The sequence below is a fragment of the Marinomonas profundi genome (genome assembly GCF_020694005.1).
GTDB lineage: Bacteria > Pseudomonadota > Gammaproteobacteria > Pseudomonadales > Marinomonadaceae > Marinomonas > Marinomonas profundi.
Genome location: NZ_CP073013.1, coordinates 2,363,490 through 2,383,757 on the forward strand (window position 1 = coordinate 2,363,490; position 20,268 = coordinate 2,383,757).

13 protein-coding genes are annotated in these 20,268 nt (G+C 47.4%); 6 read left to right on the top strand and 7 right to left on the bottom strand.

Going from position 1 to position 20,268, the window contains the following annotated elements; all coding sequences use genetic code 11:
• Positions 1–4: 4 nt before the first annotated feature.
• Genes J8N69_RS11055 through J8N69_RS11065 form a run of 3 tightly spaced genes read right to left on the bottom strand, consistent with a single transcriptional unit; the run spans position 5 to position 5,777 of the window.
• Positions 5–3,379 (bottom strand): transglutaminase family protein, encoded by a 3,375-nt coding sequence (locus J8N69_RS11055; RefSeq protein ID WP_168824692.1) that lies wholly within the window; start codon positions 3,377–3,379, stop codon positions 5–7.
• Complete coding sequence (locus J8N69_RS11060; protein ID WP_168824690.1) at positions 3,376–4,320, bottom strand: alpha-E domain-containing protein; 945 nt, start codon at positions 4,318–4,320, stop codon at positions 3,376–3,378. The genes J8N69_RS11055 and J8N69_RS11060 overlap by 4 nt, the downstream gene beginning before the upstream one ends.
• Positions 4,321–4,325: 5 nt before the next feature.
• On the bottom strand, positions 4,326–5,777 hold the full coding sequence (locus tag J8N69_RS11065) for a circularly permuted type 2 ATP-grasp protein (RefSeq protein WP_168824688.1): 1,452 nt from the start codon (positions 5,775–5,777) through the stop codon (positions 4,326–4,328).
• A 338-nt stretch (positions 5,778–6,115) separates the two neighbouring features.
• Here J8N69_RS11065 and J8N69_RS11070 point away from each other — a divergent pair, with 338 nt between their 5' ends.
• From J8N69_RS11070 to J8N69_RS11085, 4 genes are all read left to right on the top strand, one after another.
• Complete coding sequence (locus J8N69_RS11070) at positions 6,116–7,324, top strand: FAD-dependent monooxygenase (protein WP_168824686.1); 1,209 nt, start codon at positions 6,116–6,118, stop codon at positions 7,322–7,324.
• A 195-nt stretch (positions 7,325–7,519) separates the two neighbouring features.
• Entirely contained in the window at positions 7,520–9,859 is a 2,340-nt protein-coding gene (locus tag J8N69_RS11075) for a glucose/quinate/shikimate family membrane-bound PQQ-dependent dehydrogenase (protein WP_168824683.1), read from the top strand.
• 499 nt (positions 9,860–10,358) lie between these two features.
• Positions 10,359–11,672 carry a Na+/H+ antiporter NhaC family protein gene (locus J8N69_RS11080; RefSeq protein WP_168824681.1) on the top strand — a complete coding sequence of 438 codons (1,314 nt, stop codon included), beginning with the start codon at positions 10,359–10,361 and terminating at the stop codon, positions 11,670–11,672.
• Between the two features lie 178 nt (positions 11,673–11,850).
• Entirely contained in the window at positions 11,851–12,741 is an 891-nt protein-coding gene (locus J8N69_RS11085; RefSeq protein WP_168824679.1) for a DMT family transporter, read from the top strand.
• Between the two features lie 30 nt (positions 12,742–12,771).
• Here J8N69_RS11085 and J8N69_RS11090 read toward each other — a convergent pair whose 3' ends face one another.
• A complete protein-coding gene (locus J8N69_RS11090; protein ID WP_168824677.1) occupies positions 12,772–13,347 on the bottom strand; it encodes a TetR/AcrR family transcriptional regulator in 576 nt (191 codons plus the stop codon).
• 93 nt (positions 13,348–13,440) lie between these two features.
• Here J8N69_RS11090 and J8N69_RS11095 point away from each other — a divergent pair, with 93 nt between their 5' ends.
• Together J8N69_RS11095 and J8N69_RS11100 are read left to right on the top strand one after the other, a co-directional pair.
• Positions 13,441–14,631: an efflux RND transporter periplasmic adaptor subunit gene (locus tag J8N69_RS11095; protein ID WP_168824675.1), complete on the top strand. Its 1,191-nt coding sequence runs from the start codon at positions 13,441–13,443 to the stop codon at positions 14,629–14,631.
• A 3-nt stretch (positions 14,632–14,634) separates the two neighbouring features.
• Positions 14,635–17,763, top strand: a complete 3,129-nt coding sequence (locus J8N69_RS11100) for an efflux RND transporter permease subunit (protein ID WP_168824673.1) — start codon at positions 14,635–14,637, stop codon at positions 17,761–17,763.
• 71 nt (positions 17,764–17,834) lie between these two features.
• On the opposite strand, the gene phnE (J8N69_RS11105) is transcribed toward J8N69_RS11100, so the two are convergent.
• The 3 genes from phnE (J8N69_RS11105) to phnC are packed head-to-tail and all read right to left on the bottom strand — an operon-like array spanning position 17,835 to position 20,230.
• The gene (phnE, locus tag J8N69_RS11105) at positions 17,835–18,632 is read right to left on the bottom strand and encodes a phosphonate ABC transporter, permease protein PhnE (protein ID WP_168824671.1); all 798 of its coding nucleotides are present in this window, start codon (positions 18,630–18,632) and stop codon (positions 17,835–17,837) included.
• Between the two features lie 15 nt (positions 18,633–18,647).
• Positions 18,648–19,457, bottom strand: coding sequence for a phosphonate ABC transporter, permease protein PhnE (gene phnE, locus J8N69_RS11110; RefSeq protein ID WP_168824669.1), 810 nt, complete (start codon positions 19,455–19,457; stop codon positions 18,648–18,650).
• On the bottom strand, positions 19,445–20,230 hold the full coding sequence (gene phnC / locus J8N69_RS11115; protein WP_168824667.1) for a phosphonate ABC transporter ATP-binding protein: 786 nt from the start codon (positions 20,228–20,230) through the stop codon (positions 19,445–19,447). The genes phnE (J8N69_RS11110) and phnC overlap by 13 nt, the downstream gene beginning before the upstream one ends.
• Positions 20,231–20,268 lie beyond the last annotated feature (38 nt).

Here is a 20,268-nt window from a genome sequence, read left to right on the forward strand (position 1 = left end):
ATTATTAGAGAACATTATACTGCTTCCTTAGATCTAATGTATGAGGATATTCATTCATGGGTTCTTCCGCCGGTGGCGACATGGTACGTGGCTCGTTGCCATTCGGATAAAAAGAACGCAATGCATCGAAAGCCGACGCTGGTGACAGCGTACCTTGAGTGAAACCATGATCCCAAAAACGGTTCACGCGCCGCGCTTCCGCTTCGTTGCTGTTGACCGGTACATTGTCATAGGTGCGCCCGCCAGGGTGAGACACATGATAAGTACAACCGCCGACGGATAAGCCGTTCCAGGTATCAATTAAATCAAATACCAACGGCGCATCAATGCCCAATGTTGGGTGCAACGCAGACGGTGGCGCCCAAGCCTTGTAACGCACGGCTCCAACGTACTCGCCTTTGCGGCCGGTGGCACGGATAGGCACTCGACGACCATTACAGCTCAACACATAGCGGCCGTCTGTTACCCCAGACAATTTTACTTGCAAACGTTCAACGGAAGAGTCCACATAGCGAGCAGTGCCCGAGCCAGTAATTTCTTCTCCTAGCACGTGCCAAGGCTCAATCGCCCAACGCAGTTCAATTTCCATGTCGTCGATTTTTTGACGGCCATAATGCGGGAAACGGAACTCTTCAAATGGCGCCAGCCATTCCAGTTTGAAGGGGAAACCATGGCGTTGCAGATCTTCGACCACTTCTTTGACATCTTGCCAAACAAAATGTGGCAGCATGAATTTGTCGTGCAGACTGGTGCCCCAACGCACCAAAGGTTTTTTGTAGGGTTCTTTCCAGAAACGTGCGACTAAGCAGCGCAACAACAGCATTTGTACCAGAGACATGTGCGGGTGTGGCGGCATTTCAAAGCCACGGAATTCTAATAAGCCCTGACGACCACTGGCGCTGCCAGCGGCGTAAAGCTTATCGATACAGAATTCAGAGCGATGGGTGTTGCCGGTAATGTCGACCAGCAAGTTGCGCATTAAACGATCGACGAGCCAAGGCTCATCGACGAGACCGTCGGGCATGTTTTGGAAGGCAATTTCCATTTCATACAAGGCTTCATCGCGGCCTTCATCTGGACGTGGTGCTTGGCTGGTTGGGCCAATAAACATACCCGAAAAAAGATACGATAAACCGGGATGATGTTGCCAAAACGTGACCAAGCTTTGTAGCAATTCAGGGCGACGTAACAGCGGGCTGTCGGCCGGTGTGCGTCCCCCCAGTGTGACGTGATTCCCCCCACCGGTGCCAGTGTGGCGACCATCCAGCATGAATTTTTCGGCGCCAAGGCGAGACAAGTAGGCTTGGTGGTATAGCGTTTCAGTATTGTGAACCAACTCTTTCCAGCTCGCTGCCGGGTGAATATTTACCTCGATCACCCCTGGGTCTGGCGTAATCAGGAACTTTTGTAGGCGAGGGTCTTTGGGTGGTTCATAGCCTTCGATTACAATCGGTAGATCGAGTTTTTTCGCCACCGTTTCAAGGTGTCCTAGTACGTCTACAAAGTGCTCAAGATGCGTCATCGGCGGCATGAAAACATGCAAACGGCCATCGCGTGGTTCGATACACAGCGTGGTGCGAATGACATTTCTCAGCGTCTTTTCAGGTAAGGTCTTTTCAGCGTTAGGCGCGGTAGGCGCTGGTTTTTTGGCGAAATGCTGTTTGGCGACGCTGTCTAATACCGCGTGGTCTTTTTTGTTTGCCAAAGGCTGACGAGGGTCGAACGGGTCACGTTCAGGGATACGGTCTTCTTCGGCTTGGGCTGGCAAAGCATTTAGCGGCAAACGATAGCCCATTGGGCTGTCGCCGGGAATCAAGGTGATCACGTCGCTGCGCATGGGCCAAAGGGAGCTGTTCCAACGTTTGTTAATATCATCAAATTCCAATGGTAAGACAAACCCCGTTGTTGTACTTAAACCACGACTAAGCAGCTTGGCAAGTCGACGGCGCTCTAAGTCGTCTTTTAAATCGGCTTTGGTGGGGTCGGCATCCACTGGCAGCGATTGCTCCATCCACAAGTAATACAGGGTGTCTTCATAGCTGCTTTGTAGATAGTGTGTGTCCAACGCGAGTTTTTCACACAATAGTTCGCCAAAGGCTTGGGCATCTTTAATGGTGTGTTGGTAGTTTTTGTCGACGCGCGCTAAGTATTTAGGGTCATTCCATAAGGCTTCGCCATCGGTGCGCCAGAAACAGCCCAGCGCCCAACGCGGCACTTCTTCCCCCGGATACCATTTACCTTGTCCGTAATGAAGTAGACCGTTAGCGCCAAATTCTTGCTTCATTTTAATCAATAAGTCTTTGGCAAGTTTGAGCTTTTCGGCGCCTAGTGCGCCGGTGCTCCATTGTTCTGAATCCATGTCATCGATGGAGACGAAGGTCGGTTCACCGCCCATTGTCAGGCGAACATCGCCTTCTTCAAGCTGTTTGTCGACGGCAAAGCCAAGGGCTTTAATCGTATCCCATTCGCCTTCGGCATAGGGTTTGGTGACTCGTGGGTCTTCGTGGATGCGGGTGACGATATTGGTATAACTAAATTCGCATTCACACTCGTCGATGAAGCCGGTAATAGGCGCCGCCGAAGCGGGCTCTGGCGTACAGGCGAGCGGAATATGACCTTCGCCAGCAAACAAGCCAGACGTCGGGTCTAAGCCAACCCAGCCTGCGCCCGGTAAAAAGACTTCACACCATGCGTGCAAGTCGGTGAAGTCTTCTTCTGGGCCGGACGGGCCATCGAGTGCTTTGACGTCTGAGGTGAGCTGAACAAGGTAGCCAGAAGCGAATCGTGCGGCTAAACCAAGACTACGCAGTATTTGCACCAGTAGCCAAGAGGTATCACGACAGGAACCTTTTTTAAGCGTTAGCGTTTCTTCACAGGTTTGAACGCCGGGTTCTAGGCGAATGCCATAACCAATATCGGCCGCTAAACGGCTGTTGATAGCAACTAGGAAGTCATTGGTTGGTGTACTTTTACGGTCAACGGTTGATAGCCATTTATCCAATAGCGGACAGGATTCCGTTACCTTTAGGTAAGGTTCGAGTTCTTTTTTAAGTTCTTCTTTATAGGCAAATGGAAACGCTTCTGCATAGCTTTCCACAAAGAAGTCGAATGGATTAATCACCGTCATGTCGGCGATGACTTCCACATAAAACTCTAGCTTGTTGGTTTTTTCTGGAAACACTAAGCGCGTTTGAAAGTTACCAAACGGGTCTTGCTGAACATTGACGAAGTGGGTTTCCGGCAGCACCTTGAGTGAGTAGGCGTGAATTTTCGTACGAGAATGTGCGGCAGGTTGCAGTCTTAGAACATGGGGTGCCACATTGATAAAACGGTCAAACTCGTAGGTCGTCTTGTGCTGTATTGCAACTCTAATGGTCATGCCGCGTCTCCTTGCCGAAAATGGAACCAGTTTTGGGTGATCTGGTGATTGATGTCGATGATGGCTATTTGCAGATCGTTTAAATGATTGTGAAAATCTTCGTCCAAATCTTCTGAACTGATAAGCGGATAATCGAACTGAAGAATTTTATCGACTTTAGCGGTAATTAATCCGGCTCGTGGCAATTTTGTTGCCGCTTCGCCTATTTGCCCAAAACAATAGGCTAGGGTGCGAGGAAAGCAGGGGTCATTCATTAAAAAGGTCACGGCTTTGGCCCCATTGATGGAGGTTCGGATGGTGCGGCGATAGTCCATGTAGGCGCTTTGTGATTTTAATACTTTTGACCAGGTTACTTGACCAAGTTGAATTCTGGCTTCCGGTTCGGATTCCAACATCAGCGACACCGCCGCATCCAGAATACGTGTGCCCATGTCGGCACGCTCTAAATAACGGCCCATGATGAGGAAGTGCCAGCCACAATCTCGACTCATGGCGCCGGCAAATAGCCCGATGATTTTCTGGCAACCTTCAATAATGGTGTTCAAAAAGAGATGACGTTCTGAACGGTTAATGCCTTGCTTGATGTTTTGTTGTGCGTATAAATCCAGTTCGTTAATCAGTTCCCACGTTTCCTTTGGCACCACATCTCGGGTGGTACGAATGTTTTCGCGGACCATTTTCAAGGACGATAACATAGAGCTGGAGTTGGTGTCGTCGGCTAACAGAAATTTGACCACATTGCGTTCGTCTTTGACTTTATAGCGTTGTTCAAACCCTTCTTCGCCACTTAATATTTCGATGAGGTTGTACCAAGACACTTTAATGTCTTTGGGAAGGTCGAACAGTAAATCGTCATACACACTGACCAAACGGGCGGTGTTTTCAACGCGCTCCAAATACCGGGCGCTCCAATATAAGCGTTCTGCGACTCTAGATAACATAATGACTACCCCTTTGTTTCAACAATCCAAGTGTCTTTACTGCCACCACCTTGTGATGAATTAACCACCAGTGAGCCTTTTTTCATGGCCACGCGAGTGAGGCCGCCAGTGGTGACGTAGGTCTCCTTGGCTTGCAAGATAAAAGGACGAAGGTCTAAATGGCGAGGTTCTAAGACACCTTTGGCAATAAGCGTGGGTGCGGTGGATAACTTTAAGGTTGGTTGCGCAATGTAGTTGCGAGGGTTTTTGGTAATAAGCTCGGCAAACAGTGCTTGTTCTTTTTTGGTTGAATGGGGCCCCACTAACATGCCATAACCGCCGGATTCGTTGGCGGGTTTGACGACCAATTTATCGAGATTTTCTAATACGTAGGCGCGTTGTTCTGGGTCGTCGCACAAGAAGGTTTTGACGTTGTTCAGAATCGGCTCTTCGTTCAAGTAGTAACGAATAATAGCCGGAACATACGCGTACACTACTTTGTCATCGGCGACGCCAGCACCCGGCGCGTTTGCTAAGGCGACATTGCCTTTTCGCCATGCGCGCATGAGTCCAGCCACGCCCAACACAGATTCAGGGTCGAATGCTTCGGGATCAATAAATAAATCATCAATACGCCGATAAATAACATCGACGCGCTCTGAACCGTCGATGGTTTTCATGTAAACGCAGTCGTCATCGCCGACAAATAAGTCGCTGCCTTCGACCAACTCGGCGCCCATTTGTTGTGCCAAGAAGGCGTGTTCAAAATACGCCGAGTTATAAATGCCAGGCGTTAATACGACAATTTCAGGCTTGTCTATGTCTCTTGGGGACAAGGCTGCCAAGGTATCAAACAATTGCGAGGTGTATGAATCGACTGGCAATATGGATTCGTTTTCAAACAATTCCGGCAACACACGCTTGGTAATGGCGCGGTTTTCCAGCATGTAAGACACGCCTGAGGGCACACGTAAGTTGTCTTCTAATACAAAAAAATCGCCATTTTCATCGCGTACCAAGTCGGTGCCACAAATATGCGCCCAAACACCGTAAGCGGGTGAGACACCGACGCATTCCGGTCGGAAGTTTTTGGAGTCTTTAATGATGTGTTCTGGAATGATGCCGTCTTTGATGACGTTTTGATCGTGGTAGAGGTCGTTGATGAAGAGGTTAAGCGCTTTGAGGCGTTGTTTTAAACCTGCTTCTGCGATTTTCCAATCTGATGCTTCTATGGTTCGGGGGACAATGTCGAAGGGCCAGGCTCTGTCTATGTTGCCTTCTTCGGTGTAAATCGTGAAGCTAATGCCCATTTCTTGTATGGTTGCTTCGGCGGTGAGACGCCTTTTTTCGAGTTCGTCTTCTGACAGGCTGTCTAAATACCCCAATAGTTGCGCTGCTGGGGCTCTTGGTGCGCCGTTGTTATCGATTAACTCGTCAAAAAAAATAGATGATTGGTATTGGCTCGTTAATTTTTCCATGTGTACCTCGTTCTCTTTAATTCAAGCCGGAGGTGGGTGCCTTAAATAAGCACATTTTTAGTGTTCTTTTTTAGTGCGCCCGCCCTGTATTGGGGAGACTTCTTCACTATAAGGTTAAACCCAGTGGCGTGGTTGTTTGTCTATTGGGTCACGTTTAGTGTTTTCGCACTACTTGGGAAATAAAGCAAGGATCAAGCCATAGTATTTGAAAAGTAAAGCGCTCTTGTTTATTGGCTGTTTAGCGACACAGATCGGTTTTCTTCGAGCAAAAATTCGTTACTATGTTGCCTTTATCGGTGTCAATAATAGCCGCGTCATGAATAAAAGAGGAAAGGTGAGTGAGTCAGGTAAATCGGGTTGTGATTGCGGGCGCTGGGATTGGCGGCTTGTGTACCGCGCTTGCTTTGGCTAAGCAAGGCATTCAAGTGGTGGTGTGTGAACAAGCCCCGAGCCTTGGCGAAGTCGGGGCGGGTCTGCAGATGAGCCCTAATGCCTTAAAGGTGTTACGCCAACTGGGGTTGGAAGCTGACTTAAGCCACTTTGCTTTTGTGCCCCAACATGCCGCTATCCGAGACTATAAAAGCGGCGAGTATTACCTCAAATCGCCTTTAGGCACGCTGGCTGAGGCGCGTTATGGTGCGCCTTATTGGCATTTGCATCGTGCTGATTTGCATCGAGTTTTAGCGGATTCATGCAAGCGAGCAGGCGTTGAATTGATATTAAAGGCTGCTGTGACGGGGTATCGTGAGGATCCAGAACGCAATCAAGTGTTTTTATGCTTAGACGATGGGCGTGAGTTTGGTGCGGATTTATTAATTGGCGCAGACGGTATTCGTTCAAAAGTACGTGAACAAATGCTGGGGCAAGAACAGCCACGCTTTATGGGGCAGGTGGCGTGGCGCGGCGTGATTCCGGTCAGCGATCTAACGGTGGCGGTTAAGCCCGATGCGTGTGTTTGGGCGGGACCTGGGCGGCATTTTGTCAGTTACTATTTGCGTGGCGGTGATTATGTGAATTTTGTCGCCGTAGAAGAGCGCAGCGATTGGCAATCTGAATCATGGCGTGAAGAGGGCGACGTGGAAGAATTAAAACGTGCTTTTGCTGGTTGGCATCCTGAAGTGAGTGATTTACTTAACGCGGCGAGCAGTGCCTTTTTGTGGGCGTTGAATGGCCGTGATGCACTGCCCACTTGGCATCAAGGTCGAGCGGTTTTATTGGGCGATGCCTGTCACCCGATGTTGCCTTTCATGGCGCAAGGTGCGGCAATGGCGATTGAAGACGCTTATGTTTTGGCTCAGTGTTTATCGCGCTATCCATTGGCCGAGGCGTTAACAAACTATGAACGGGTTCGAAAACCACGAGCCACCCAGATACAGCAGCTGTCGAAAGGCAATGCTGGCTTGTACCATATGCACGGAGGTGTGTTGGGTAAAATGAAATTAAACGCGCTTCAAGCCGCGGCTCGCCTTGCTCCAAGGGTCATTCAGTCTAAGCTAGACGCGGTGTATGGTTACGATGTGATAGCCGAATTCCCTCCTCTGCAGTGATGTGAAACGGTTAAACTAAGGAAAAATTTAGCTTCTTTTGTTATTTTATCGTCTATTCTTTTTCTTTTAGCATGGATCTTTTATCGTTGTCGGCGAGCGGGGCGACTATGCGATAGGGCGTCTCGCTTTTTACTCAAGTATTAAGTTATTAACAATCAAACTATTAAGCATTAAACGAGATAAGGATAGCGTTATATGATCGTTTTATCGGTTCTATTTTTTGTCATGGGTATCGCGTTGCTGCTGGGTGGTGGCTGGCTGGTGTCTCTCGATGGCAGTTATTATTATGCAATAGCGGGGGTGGCATTGATTGCGGTGGCTTTGTTGTTACGAAAACGTAATACAGTAGCCAATGTCATTTATGCTGTTTTGTTGGTCGGTACATTGGTTTGGTCGATTAGCGAGTCCGGTTTAAGCTGGTGGTCTTTGGCGACGCGTATGGGCTTGTTTTTAGTATTAGCCATCCCTTTGTTGTTGTTTGCTTTGAGCAAACAGCGTGGTGGATTAAGTATTTTATTTCCGGCTTGGGTGGTGACAGCGTTAGTCACTCTTTCCCCTTTGTTTATGATATCACCAAGCACGATAGAAGGTGAGTTAACGCGTTCTGTTACTGTGTCGAATGCCGATCTGGGCGACGTTGATCAAGAAGATTGGAATGCTTATGGACGCAGTAATTTAGGACAACGCTTTTCACCTTTGAGCCAAATTACGCCAGATAACGTGAATCAACTTCAGTTGGCATGGCAATATCAGACCGGCGATAAGAAAGGGCCGAAGGATATTGGTGAGACAACCTACGAAGCGACACCATTAAAATTGGGCAATGCGCTTTATGTTTGTACACCACATAATTGGGTTGTGGCGTTAGACGCCGACAGTGGTGAAGAAAAATGGGTATACGATGCCAAAGTGCCTGCAGATAGCCAGCGTCAACATCAGACTTGTCGAGGCGTCTCTTATTTACCGCCGTCCGGTACAGATACGCTTCCGCCCGTTCAAACCGCGTCGGTTCCTGCTGAGAGCTTAAACAGTATGCAGTGTGATGCGCAGTTGTTTTTACCAACGTCTGACGCACGCCTAATTGCCGTGGACCCAACAACCGGGGCGCGTTGTGCTAACTTTGCAGAAAATGGTGTGTTGGATTTAATGCACAATATGCCGTTTAAACAGTCGGGCTATTATTATTCTACTTCGCCACCACTGGTTGCCGGTGGTGTGGTGATTGTCTCTGGGTCTGTTAATGATAACTACGATATCAACTCTCCCTCTGGCGTGATTCGCGCTTATGATGTGAAAACAGGGGCGTTAAAGTGGAATTGGGATTCTGGCAATCCTGATGATACGGCTCCATTGGGGGCAGATGAGGTTTATGCGACAAGCTCACCAAACAGTTGGTCGGTGGCCAGTGCGGATGAAGCGTTGGGATTAGCGTATTTTCCGATGGGAAATCGTACACCGGATCAGCTTGGCATGTACCGTTCTCCAGCGGAAGAGAAGTACGCCACTTCTGTTGTCGCCTTGAGTTTGGATACAGGTGGCGTCGCTTGGGTACAGCAGTTTGTTCATCATGATTTATGGGATATGGACACCCCGGCTCAACCTTCTTTATTAGATTTAGATACGCCATCAGGTAGGCAGCCAGCTTTGGTTGTGCCAACCAAGCAAGGTGATGTCTACGTGTTGAACCGAGCAACCGGTGAGCCTATTTTCCCGATTACCGAAGAGCCAGCACCACAAGGTGCTATTCCTGGAGATTATACGGCGAAAACGCAACCTACCTCGGCGTTGTCCTTTAAACCGGCCGATCTAACCGAAGCGGACATGTGGGGGGCGACGCCATTGGATCAACTACTGTGTCGTATTGAGTTTAAACAATTACGTTATGAGGGACGCTATACGCCGCCATCAGAGCAGGGTTCGATTGTTTATCCTGGCAATTTTGGCGTATTTAACTGGGGAAGTATTGCGGTCGACCCCAAACGTCAACAAATGTTTGGCATGCCCTTGTATTTGGCATTTACCTCTACCTTGGTGGCAAAAGAAGGCTTGGACTTAAGTGAATCTAATAAAGGGGAGCAAGGTGTTAATGCAAATGAAGGGGCCGAGTTTGCCGTTCAGTTGCAACCTTTCTTATCTCCTCTAGGCGTACCTTGTCAGCAACCGCCGTGGGGTTATGTGGCTGGTGTGGACCTTAAAACGGGTAAAACAGCGTGGCAGCATAAAAACGGCACTATCGAAGATATGACGCCCTTTAAATTACCCGTCAGAATAGGCGTGCCAGGTATTGGTGGCCCGATTATTACGGATGGTGGCGTCGTTTTCATGGCGGCATCGGTTGATGATTATCTGCGCGCTTATGATTTATCCAATGGCAAAGAATTATGGAAAGGCCGTTTGCCAGCGGGCGGACAAGCGACGCCAATGACCTACTTAAACAGCAAAGGCGAGCAAATGGTTGTTCAAGTGGCTGGGGGGCATGGCTCTATTGGTACGACCATTGGCGATTATGTCGTGGCTTATAAACTTAAAAAGTAACTTTTTTACAGTTCTTTTTTATCGATTAGCTATTTTATAGAGAGACTGTCTTTAATCTCTTTGGGTTTAATTCCCCGCAGCTTGCTGCGTAAATAGCTAAAATCCAGCGTTGTCATTCCCGCGAAGGCGGGAACCCAGTAAAGTGTCTAAATAAGGTTATTTTCGATGACCGTAAGGGCTTGATTCCCGCCTTCGCGGGAATGACACACTGATACCTCGCCCCTTGGGGCGGAGTTATTCATTAAGTAACAACAAAGCCCAGTATTGAAGTAGTCAGAGAGTTGGCTATTTTAATAACTGGGTTTTTTATCGCTTTAATATTTTATATAGCGATTATGTATAATGGCTTGTCTTATTTTCTATTTTTGTTATAACGTTTCGCGACAAATACATCACTATTAGTTATTGGCTTCGCCAATTGGTTTTTACTATCATTTGCGCCTTTCTTCCTTCGACCACAAGTTGCGGGACTCACTTAACTCTGGAAACCTCAGACGATATGACTTCTAAATCTCCTCTGGCCTTGTTGCCTCTGTTACTTTTTCTTGTGCTTTTTGTCGGTAGTGGCCTTTGGTACCAGTCCGAAGGTGTGGACTTTGCCTTCTATCAAATATCGGCGCCTGTGGCTATTTTGCCCGCGATTGCTTTGGCTATTCTATTAGGCAAAGGCCATTTTAATCAGCGCATTGAGACCTTTATTAAAGGGGTGGGTGATAACACTATTATTACCATGATCCTGATCTATTTGCTGGCTGGCGCCTTTGCGAGCGTGGCAAAAAGTGTGGGCGGTGTGGACGCAACGGTGAATTTTGGCTTGAGCATTGTGCCGCCTTCGTTGCTGTTGCCTGGCTTATTTGTGATTACGGCGTTTGTGGCAACGTCGATGGGAACCTCCATGGGAACCATTGCAGCCATTGCCCCGATTGCGATTGGTGTTGCCGAAGCGGCAGATTTACCTTTATTGCTGACGGTTGGTACTGTGATTGGCGGTGCGATGTTTGGTGATAACTTATCGATCATTTCGGACACCACCATTGCGGCGACTCGCACTCAAGGTTGTGACATGCGAGATAAGTTTCGTATGAACTTCAAAATCGCCTTGCCTGCGGCGTTGGTTACCTTGGTGTGGTTGTTTTTCCAAAGCGGTGATGCGCACATTACGGACATTAAAGATTACGACTTAATTCTTGTGTTGCCTTACGTGGCGGTACTAGGCTTGGCGATCGCGGGTGTTAATGTCATGTTAGTGTTGTTCAGCGGTATTATTTTAGCGGGTGTGATTGGTCTGACCATGCAGGCAGATTATTCGGTCGCTTCTTGGTCTGCTGATATTTATGCTGGTTACACAGGAATGCAGGAGATTTTGATTCTTTCCTTGTTGATTGGCGGTCTTGCTGCCTTGATGAAATCTCAAGGTGGATTGAATTGGATTGTCGCTGCGATTGAACGTATTAGTCGCGCTTTGGGTGCGAAAGCGGGATCAACTCGAGCGGGTGAGCTGAGCATCAGCGCGGCGGTCGCATTAACCAACTTATGTACGGCGAACAACACGGTTTCTATTTTAATTAACGGCTCTGTCGCAAAAAATATTGCTGAACGTTACAATGTTGATCCGAAACGCAGCGCTAGTTTGTTGGACATTTTTTCTTGTGTGGTGCAAGGCGTATTACCTTACGGCGCACAAATATTATTGGCGTCTTCTTTGGCGGCGGTCTCACCCTTTGCTTTGATTGGCTATGTTCAGTACAGCTGGTTATTAGCGGTAGCGGCATTGATTTCGATTGTTATCGCTTGGCCAAAAGGTACGAAATAAGCCTTAACAACGCCAAGAAACTATCTTGAGAGCCTGCGTATCCAGTGGTAAAAGACTGGTCGCAGGCTTTTTTGTTTTTACCGCGAGTTTGTTTTTTAATTGAGCGGTTTTTTGTGCGTCGATTTTTTTAGTGAGCGAGTCTGTTTGGCTTTGTTAACTTGACAGTAAGGATGATGGATTGAAACAAGGTACTCATGTAAAGGCCGAGCTTATTCTGGTGTTGGTAACCATTTTGGCCGGATTTGGTTGGATATTTTCTAAGGAAGCCTTGGCAGGATTGCCACCGCTGTTTTTTATGGGGGTGCGTTTTATCATCGCGGGCTTTGTTTTGTTCTTAGCGGGGCAAAAGTATTTTAAAGGGCTGGATTGGCAAGACGTTAAGCAGGCGAGTTTAGTCGGTGTGGTCATGGGCATTACCATGCTGTTTTGGGTGACGGGGTTAGATCAGGGTTCGAGCCTAGGGGTTGGGGCTTTTATTACTAGTCTTGGAGTGGTGTTGGTACCAGTGGTTGCGCGGTTTATGTTTGGTGCCCGGCCACCGTTAAGTATTTGGCTGGCCTTGCCTATTGCCGTTGTTGGGTTAGGTTTTTTAGCCTTGAATAATGGCTTGAGTTTTGAATTTGCGCATGTGTATTTTTTGGGAACGGCAGTGTGCATGGCGTTTCAGTTGAATTTATTGTCACGCTTTTCAATGCGCATGCATGCCTTGGTATTAACCGCGATACAGTTGAGTATGGCGGGTTGTTTGCTGCTTTTCTTATCGCTGTTAACGGAAACCTTGCCTCATAGTATTAGCATTGAAGTCGCTGGGTGGCTTTTGGCTAGTACCTTGATCGCCACTAGTCTGCGGTTTTTATTGCAGACGTATGGCATGAGTTTAACGCCTGTCAGTCATGCCGCGGTGATTATGAATTTAGAGCCTGTTTGGACGGCTATTTTTGCCATTCTTTGGTTTAGTGAGTCTATGGGGTTGGGTCAAGTGGTTGGCTGTTTGTTGATTTTCATCGCTATGTTGGTGAGTCGCTGGCCACAAATAAAAGCGATTTTCAAACCTTCTCGCTCGTCTTAATCAAACGGTGATGACGACGAGGGTGTGGCGCTAGTAATCGGGCAAAATAGCATCCAATGCTTGGCGATAAATCTGCTGCGTTTCTTGGTTGAAGGGGCGGGTTTGAAAATCCCAGCGCGCCAGCAAGCCTTCAGCGAGCGTCACCAGCATTTCAATGCGCGCAATGGCCTCATTTTTTGTTATGGTCGGATAGCGCGACTGTAAAATGCCGATTGCTCTGTCTTGTAAGCGATAATGTGACTCGATATGGATTTTGGCAACAACAGGGTTGCGTGTGGCTTCGGCTTGAATTTCTGTGTGCATGATCCTCATGTTGTGAGTGTCTTGATTTTCTTCTGAAAAATGTCGTTCCAGCCAGTCTTTTTTGTCCAAAAAAGACGCCATAAACTGTAATCTTGTTTGGGTAAACTGCTCGACCAATGCGCAAATAATGTCGTCTTTGTGAGCAAAGTAACGGTATATTTGTCCCACACTTAAGCCTGCTGATTTAGCAATCTCACTCATGCTTGCCTTGTGGAAGCCTTTGATTAAGACGTGTTGTTCCATGGCATCAATAATGCATTGTTTTCGTTGAGCGCCATTATAGGGTAATTTACGAGTTCTCATTTATTTGCACGTTTTTTGATGTATTAGGTGTAGAGCTTAGATTATAGTGTTAATGAATGATCATTCTCAATATTTGTAAAGGACGTTTCCTCAATGTTGTCTAAATTTAAATATGTTCCAAGTGTGTTGCTGGTTGTGTTGCTGGCAGGGTGCCAAGAGGCGGGCTCCAAGTCTGCTGAAGCGCCTGCTGCACCCAAAACTCAAGTGGGTATTGTAACTATTGAGCCTGAAAAAGTCGATTTGATTACCGAGCTTCCGGGGCGCACAACGTCAAGTTTAGTCGCAGAAATTCGTCCTCAAGTTGGCGGTATAGTAAGAATGCGCTTTTTTGAAGAAGGGCAGGACGTCAAAAAGGGAGACCTACTTTATGAATTGGATGACTCGACTTATGTTTCTTCCTATAAGCAGGCACAAGCCGATTTGGAATCAACTAACGCCAGTTTAAAATCTGCGCAATTAAAATATGAGCGCTACACCCAGTTACGCAAACAGAATAATGTTTCACAGCAAGATCTTGATGACGCACAAGTGGCGTATTTAGAAGCAAGAGCCAGACAAAAAGGCTCTGAGGCGGCATTAGAAAGCGCCAAGATCAATTTAGATTACACCAAAATCAAATCCCCAATTGATGGCCGTATCGGCATTTCACAAGTTACCGTCGGTGCCTTGGTAACCGGCAGCCAAGCGACGGTGATGACGACGGTGCGGTCACTTGATCCCATCTTTGTTGATTTGGCACAAACCAGTTTAGATCAGCTTAAACAACGCACTTTTTTGGCCTTGGAGGATGTTGATAAAGGCTCTAATAAAGTCGCTTTAATATTGGAAGATGGCAGCAAATATCAAGACGAAGGCACCTTGAAAGCCCGTGAGGTAAGTGTGAATGAGTCGACTGGCAGTGTCACGCTTCGAGCAGAATTTCCTAATCCGGATAACTTGTTGCTTCCTGGTATGTTTGTGCGTGGTTTGATTCATGAGTTAACACACAATGCTGCACTTCTGGTGCCACAACAGGGTGTGTCGCGAGATGTTAAAGGCAACCCAATCGCGTATGTTGTTAATGCAGATAATGTGGTGGAAAGCCGAATTCTAACGGTTGAGCGCGCTGTTGATAACCAGTGGTTGGTCACGGACGGTATTAAAATGGGTGATAAAGTTGTGGTAGAAGGTTCTTCGAAAGTGAGAGCGGGAAGTGAAGTGACCACTGTCAATATGAAGCGTGATGATAAAACGGGCGCCATCGTTGCCGATGCAGCTAGTGACTCTTTGGCCCAAGGAAATTAATCTATGTTTGCGCAATTTTTTATTAATCGACCGGTCTTTGCATGGGTTATTTCCATTGCCATTATGCTGGCAGGTCTTGCTTCTATCATGGCTTTGCCAATCTCTCAGTATCCAAACGTAGCACCACCGACCATTAGTATTTCGGCCACCTATTCAGGGGCGTCTGCAGAAACGGTTGAAAACAGTGTGACGCAAATATTGGAACAGCAGCTGACAGGGCTTGATGGTTTGTTGTATTTCTCGTCTTCGAGTAGTTCGACCGGTCGTACCAGTATTAATGTGACCTTTGAGCAAGGCACGGATGCGGACATTGCTCAGGTTCAAGTGCAGAACAAGATTCAGCAAATAACCTCTAATTTACCGACCTCAGTACAGCAAAATGGTGTGATGGTTAGGAAATCAAACTCTGATTTCTTAATGGTCGCGGCGGTTTATGACGAAACAGATAAAGATACTGCGAATGATATTTCTGACTTTTTAGTGTCGAGTATTCAAGACCCTGTTTCTCGTGTCGAGGGTGTCGGTAGTATTCAGGTATTTGGTGCTGAGTATGCGATGCGAATCTGGTTGGATCCGCTGAAATTAGCCTCTTATAAATTGATGCCTTCGGATATTTCCAGTGCCATCAAGGCGCAGAATACTCAGGTCGCTGCGGGCAGTTTAGGCGCTTATCCGGTTGTGCCAGGACAAGAGCTTAATGTCACGGTGACAGCGCAATCTAAACTGCAAACAGCGGAAGAGTTTCGCAATATTATTCTGGCTTACGATGATAGCGGTGCGACGGTTCGGCTAAGTGATGTAGCCAAAGTGGAGCTAGGCAGTGAATCTTATGGCTATATTCCACGTTTAAATGGTCACCCTGCTTCTGGGATGGCAATAATGCTGGCGCCTGGTGCGAATGCATTGTCGACCTCTGAGGCGGTTAAAGGCGTATTAAATGGTTTGTCTGGTAGCTTACCAGATGGTTATAAACTTTCGTTTCCTGTTGATAACACCAGCTTTATTCGGATCTCAATCGAAGAAGTGGTGAAAACGCTGTTTGAAGCCATCGCCTTAGTTATTATCGTGATGTTTATCTTCTTACAGAACTGGCGTGCGACGTTAATTCCTGCCATTGCCGTACCTGTGGTGTTATTGGGTACATTTGGTATTTTGGAGTTGTTTGGTTATTCGATCAATACGCTGACTATGTTTGGGGTTGTGCTGTCGATTGGTTTGCTGGTAGACGATGCGATTGTGGTGGTCGAAAACGTAGAGCGCGTCATGGCGGAAGAAAAATTGTCGCCGAAGGAAGCGACGATCAAATCGATGAAAGAAATTACCAGTGCCTTGATTGGTATTGCGGTCGTTTTGTCGGCGGTGTTTTTGCCCATGGCCTTCTTCAGTGGTTCTACCGGGGTTATTTACCGTCAGTTTTCTATTACTATCGTGGCGGCAATGAGTTTGTCTGTGTTGGTCGCATTAACGTTAACCCCTGCTTTGTGTGCCACTTTCTTGAAGGCAAACCATGAAACCAGCCAAAAAGGTTTGGGAGGCTGGTTTAACCGCAATTTTGATCGCGCAACGAACAAATACTTTGGCGGTATCAGTCGACTGATTAAAAAGCCAGTGCGTTGGATGCTTGTTTACGGTGCGATTGTGGCAGGTTTGGGCGGTTTGATGATGAACTTACCGTCAGGCTTCTTGCCCACAGAGGATCAAGGGCGAGTGATGGTGATGGTGTCTTTGCCGGAAGGGGCTTCGATGTCTCGTACCGATAAAGTCATGCGAGAAGTCGAGCGTTATTTCCTCGAACAAGAAAAAAGCAATGTTGATGCTATTTTTACTATTTCTGGCTTTAACTTTATGGGCAGCGGACAAAATGCCGGTATGGCGTTTGTTGCGCTAAAAGAGTGGGATCAACGTGAAGGGCCTGCGAACAGCGCCAGTGCCATTGTCGGCCGTTCATATGGGGCTTTTGCTGGATTGCGTGATGCTCAGATCTTTTCATTGATTCCGCCGTCTATTCAAGGTTTGGGACAAAGCAGCGGCTTTACTTTCCAGTTACAGGCAACGGGTAACACCGACCGAGCGACGTTATTGGAAATGCGTGATGCCTTATTGGCCAATGCCAACGCTAGCCCATTGTTGACCGGGGTGCGTCTTGGTTCTGATTCTGAAGCGCCGCAGTTGCATATTGATATTGACCAAGAAAAAGCGTCGGCGCTCGGTTTGTCTCAGGCGGACATTGGTGCCACTTTAAGCAGTGCTTGGGCGGGTTCTTACGTCAACGATTTTGTCGATCGTGGTCGAGTGAAAACGGTATACATGCAAGGTGAGGCGCAATATCGCTCTTCTCCGCAAGACTTACAGCATTGGTATGTGCGTGGTAACGATAATACCATGACACCTTTTTCGGCTTTTGCTGAGAGTGAATGGACGTATGGGCCAAAGAGTTTGTCACGATTTAATGGCTTGGCGTCTTACGAAATTCAAGGCGCGGGTGCGGATGGCGTGAGTTCTGGTGAGGCAATGGATGAGCTACAAGGTATTTCCAATGAGCTACCCAGTGGCGTAACAGGGGCATGGAGCGGCTTGTCTTATCAGGAACGCTTGTCCAGTGGGCAAACTCAATTGTTATACGCTATTTCCATTCTTGTGGTGTTTTTGTGTCTTGCGGCCTTGTATGAAAGCTGGACGGTGCCATTTTCGGTGATTTTGGTGATACCGCTTGGGGTCATTGGTTCCGCTGCTGCAGCGCATCTACGTGGTTTAGAAAACGATGTCTACTTCCAAGTCGCTTTGTTAACCACGATTGGTTTGTCGTCGAAAAACGCCATTTTGATTATCGAGTTTGCGGAAGCGGCTTACCGTCGAGGGCTTAACGTGTGGGATGCCGCCGCCCAAGCAGCACGCTTACGTTTACGTCCGATTATCATGACCTCTATGGCGTTCATGGTGGGTACACTGCCGTTGGCATTGTCTTCTGGTGCGGGCGCCAACAGCCGAATCTCGATTGGTTCCGGGATTGTAGGGGGCACATTGACCGCAACGGTACTGGCAATTTTCTTCGTGCCATTGTTCTTTGTGATTGTGCGCCGCATTTTCCCTAAACGCCCTGATGGGTTAGTTGAGCCCCACAATATCGATTGATGTTCTAAAAAACGCAGACAAAAAAAGGAGCCCAAAGCGGGCTCCTTTTTTATTGTCTAAATTACAATGATTTAAATAAGTCGTTTACGGACATTCACCACTAGAATTTCGGCGAGAATCACAATAACGAAAATAGCCAAAAGGGACACGGCCACTCGATCCCATTGAAATAAGTTCATCGAGTCATCCAACACTACACCAATGCCGCCAGCACCGACTAAACCAAGCACGGCGGATTCTCGGACATTAATGTCCCAGCGAAAAAGTACAATGCTAAAAAAGGCCGGTAATACTTGTGGCCAGTAACCTTTTAATAAAATCGATAGCCAAGACGCTCCCGTGGCTTTTAGGGCTTCAATTGATCCCATATTCACTTCTTCTAGTGCTTCTCCCAAAAGCTTGCCAACAAAGCCAATCGAACGAAAGGCGATTGCCAGCACGCCAGCGATAACACCCGGACCAAAAATGGAGACAAAAAGCAGCGCCCAAACCAAAGAGTTGACTGAACGAGAAGACACTAGGAAAAACCGTGAAATCCAATGACACCACACTGAGCTGACAATATTACTGGCATTCATCAGCGCCAAAGGAATAGCAAAAATCAAGGTGATTAATGTTCCCAATGTGGCGATGTTGAGCGTTTCAACCATGGCGTCATGGACAGCGGTTGGGTAGTAGGCAAAATCCATTGGCCACATGCGAGAAAACATATCGGCCATTTGTTCTGGCGCATCCAGTAGGAATTCGGGAATGACCTCAACCGATTGAATCGACTGAACAAAGGCCATAACAATAACCAGATAAACGGCATAACGAGATAGCTTCTGTTTTAAGGTAAAGCGTTGCCAGTGGTGATCTATTGTGTTCATAAAGTAGGCTCCAAACTAGCGAAAAATACGGCGGACAATGTTGGACAGAAACTCGCCAAACATGATCAGTGCGATAATGACGATTAAAATAGCCGCAACAAAGTCATAATCAAAACGTTGGAAAGCAGAAAATAGCGTGCCGCCCAAACCCCCCGCACCGACTATGCCGACCATGGTTGAATTGCGTAAATTCGAGTCGAGTTGATAGGTTGAAAAGCCGATAAAACGGGCAAAGACTTGTGGCATGACGGAAAACAGAATGATGCTGGTAAAGCCTGCGCCCGTTGCTCGAATGGCTTCCACTTGTTTGAGAGAAATCTCTTCAATCGCTTCGGCAAAGAGCTTAGCGATAAAGCCTATTGACGCTACGATGAGGGTGAGAATGCCCGCCAACGCGCCAAAACCGACGCTTTTGACGAACAAAATAGCAATGATGACGGGATGAAAAGTACGACACAAGGCGATCAACGTACGTACTGGTGTACTAACCCAGCCCGGCATCAAATTACGGGCGGCAAATAAACCTAAAAATAGAGAAATGAAAATCCCGCAAATGCTGGAAATCACGGCAATCTCTAGGCTTTCTATGAGGCCGCTTAACAACAAAGACCAGCGGCTAAAGTTGGGTGGCACCATTCGAGCTAATAGATCACTGGCGTGTCCTAAACCGCTGTGAATGCGCCCCCAGCTCAGATCCATGGCATCAAAGGAATACACCACATAACAGACGACAAGCAGCCAAAGTGCGCTGACAAACCAGTTATGTTTGAATGGGTTTTCTCTGTCTTTAGTGGAATGTAAGCGAGTAGAATTTAAGCCAGCCATGATTCACCTCCGTATATTTGTTTGAGATGTTCGTCAGTGATGCCTTCTGGTGGGCCGTCGTAGACGACAACGCCGTCACTCATGCCGATCATACGTTTCGCAAAACGACTGGCGAGTTTTACGTCGTGAATATTAACCAGCGCAGGGATGTTTTTTTCTTGTGAAAAACGCTCTAAAAGCTCCATGATTTCGACCGCGGTTTTTGGGTCAAGAGAGGAGGTCGGTTCATCAGCCAACAGGATTTTAGGGTTTTGCATCACTGCTCTGGCAATACCAACGCGTTGCCGTTGACCGCCAGACAAACTGTCAGCACGCTTGCTAGCATGTTCCGTCAAGCCAACGGCATCGAGTAATTCAAAAGCGGTGTTAATGTCTTGTTGACTGAATTTTCGTCGCCATGCTTGCCAGGCTGACATATAGCCAAGGCGTCCAGTGAGTACGTTTTCAATCACAGTGAGGCGTTCGACAAGATTATACTCTTGGAACACCATGCCGACTTGGCGGCGCAGTTTACGCAGTTGCGCGCCTTTGGCTAAACACAGGTCTGCATTATCAAATAAAATTTGCCCTTCTGTTGGGTCAATTAAACGGTTGATACAGCGTAATAGGGTGCTTTTCCCTGTGCCAGAAGGGCCGATGATGGCCACAATGCCAGGTTCTGTGATGTGAATGTCTATGCCTTTTAGAATAGGGTTTCCTGCGGTGTATTCCTTTTTTAAGTTGCGAATTTCGAGAAAATTTGACGGTTGCGCTGTGGTTTGAGTGACAGACATGATGTTTTCCTACAGGCGAATAGGTCTAACAGCCAGAT

Excerpts from the sequence above, each read along its gene's own strand:
- J8N69_RS11055 (WP_168824692.1), bottom strand. The coding sequence starts at position 3,379 with ATGACCATTAGAGTTGCAATACAGCACAAGACGACCTACGAGTTTGAC.
- J8N69_RS11060 (WP_168824690.1), bottom strand. The coding sequence starts at position 4,320 with ATGTTATCTAGAGTCGCAGAACGCTTATATTGGAGCGCCCGGTATTTG.
- J8N69_RS11065 (WP_168824688.1), bottom strand. The coding sequence starts at position 5,777 with ATGGAAAAATTAACGAGCCAATACCAATCATCTATTTTTTTTGACGAG.
- J8N69_RS11075 (WP_168824683.1), top strand. The coding sequence starts at position 7,520 with ATGATCGTTTTATCGGTTCTATTTTTTGTCATGGGTATCGCGTTGCTG.
- J8N69_RS11080 (WP_168824681.1), top strand. The coding sequence starts at position 10,359 with ATGACTTCTAAATCTCCTCTGGCCTTGTTGCCTCTGTTACTTTTTCTT.
- J8N69_RS11090 (WP_168824677.1), bottom strand. The coding sequence starts at position 13,347 with ATGAGAACTCGTAAATTACCCTATAATGGCGCTCAACGAAAACAATGC.
- J8N69_RS11095 (WP_168824675.1), top strand. The coding sequence starts at position 13,441 with ATGTTGTCTAAATTTAAATATGTTCCAAGTGTGTTGCTGGTTGTGTTG.
- J8N69_RS11100 (WP_168824673.1), top strand. The coding sequence starts at position 14,635 with ATGTTTGCGCAATTTTTTATTAATCGACCGGTCTTTGCATGGGTTATT.
- phnE (WP_168824671.1), bottom strand. The coding sequence starts at position 18,632 with ATGAACACAATAGATCACCACTGGCAACGCTTTACCTTAAAACAGAAG.
- phnE (WP_168824669.1), bottom strand. The coding sequence starts at position 19,457 with ATGGCTGGCTTAAATTCTACTCGCTTACATTCCACTAAAGACAGAGAA.
- phnC (WP_168824667.1), bottom strand. The coding sequence starts at position 20,230 with ATGTCTGTCACTCAAACCACAGCGCAACCGTCAAATTTTCTCGAAATT.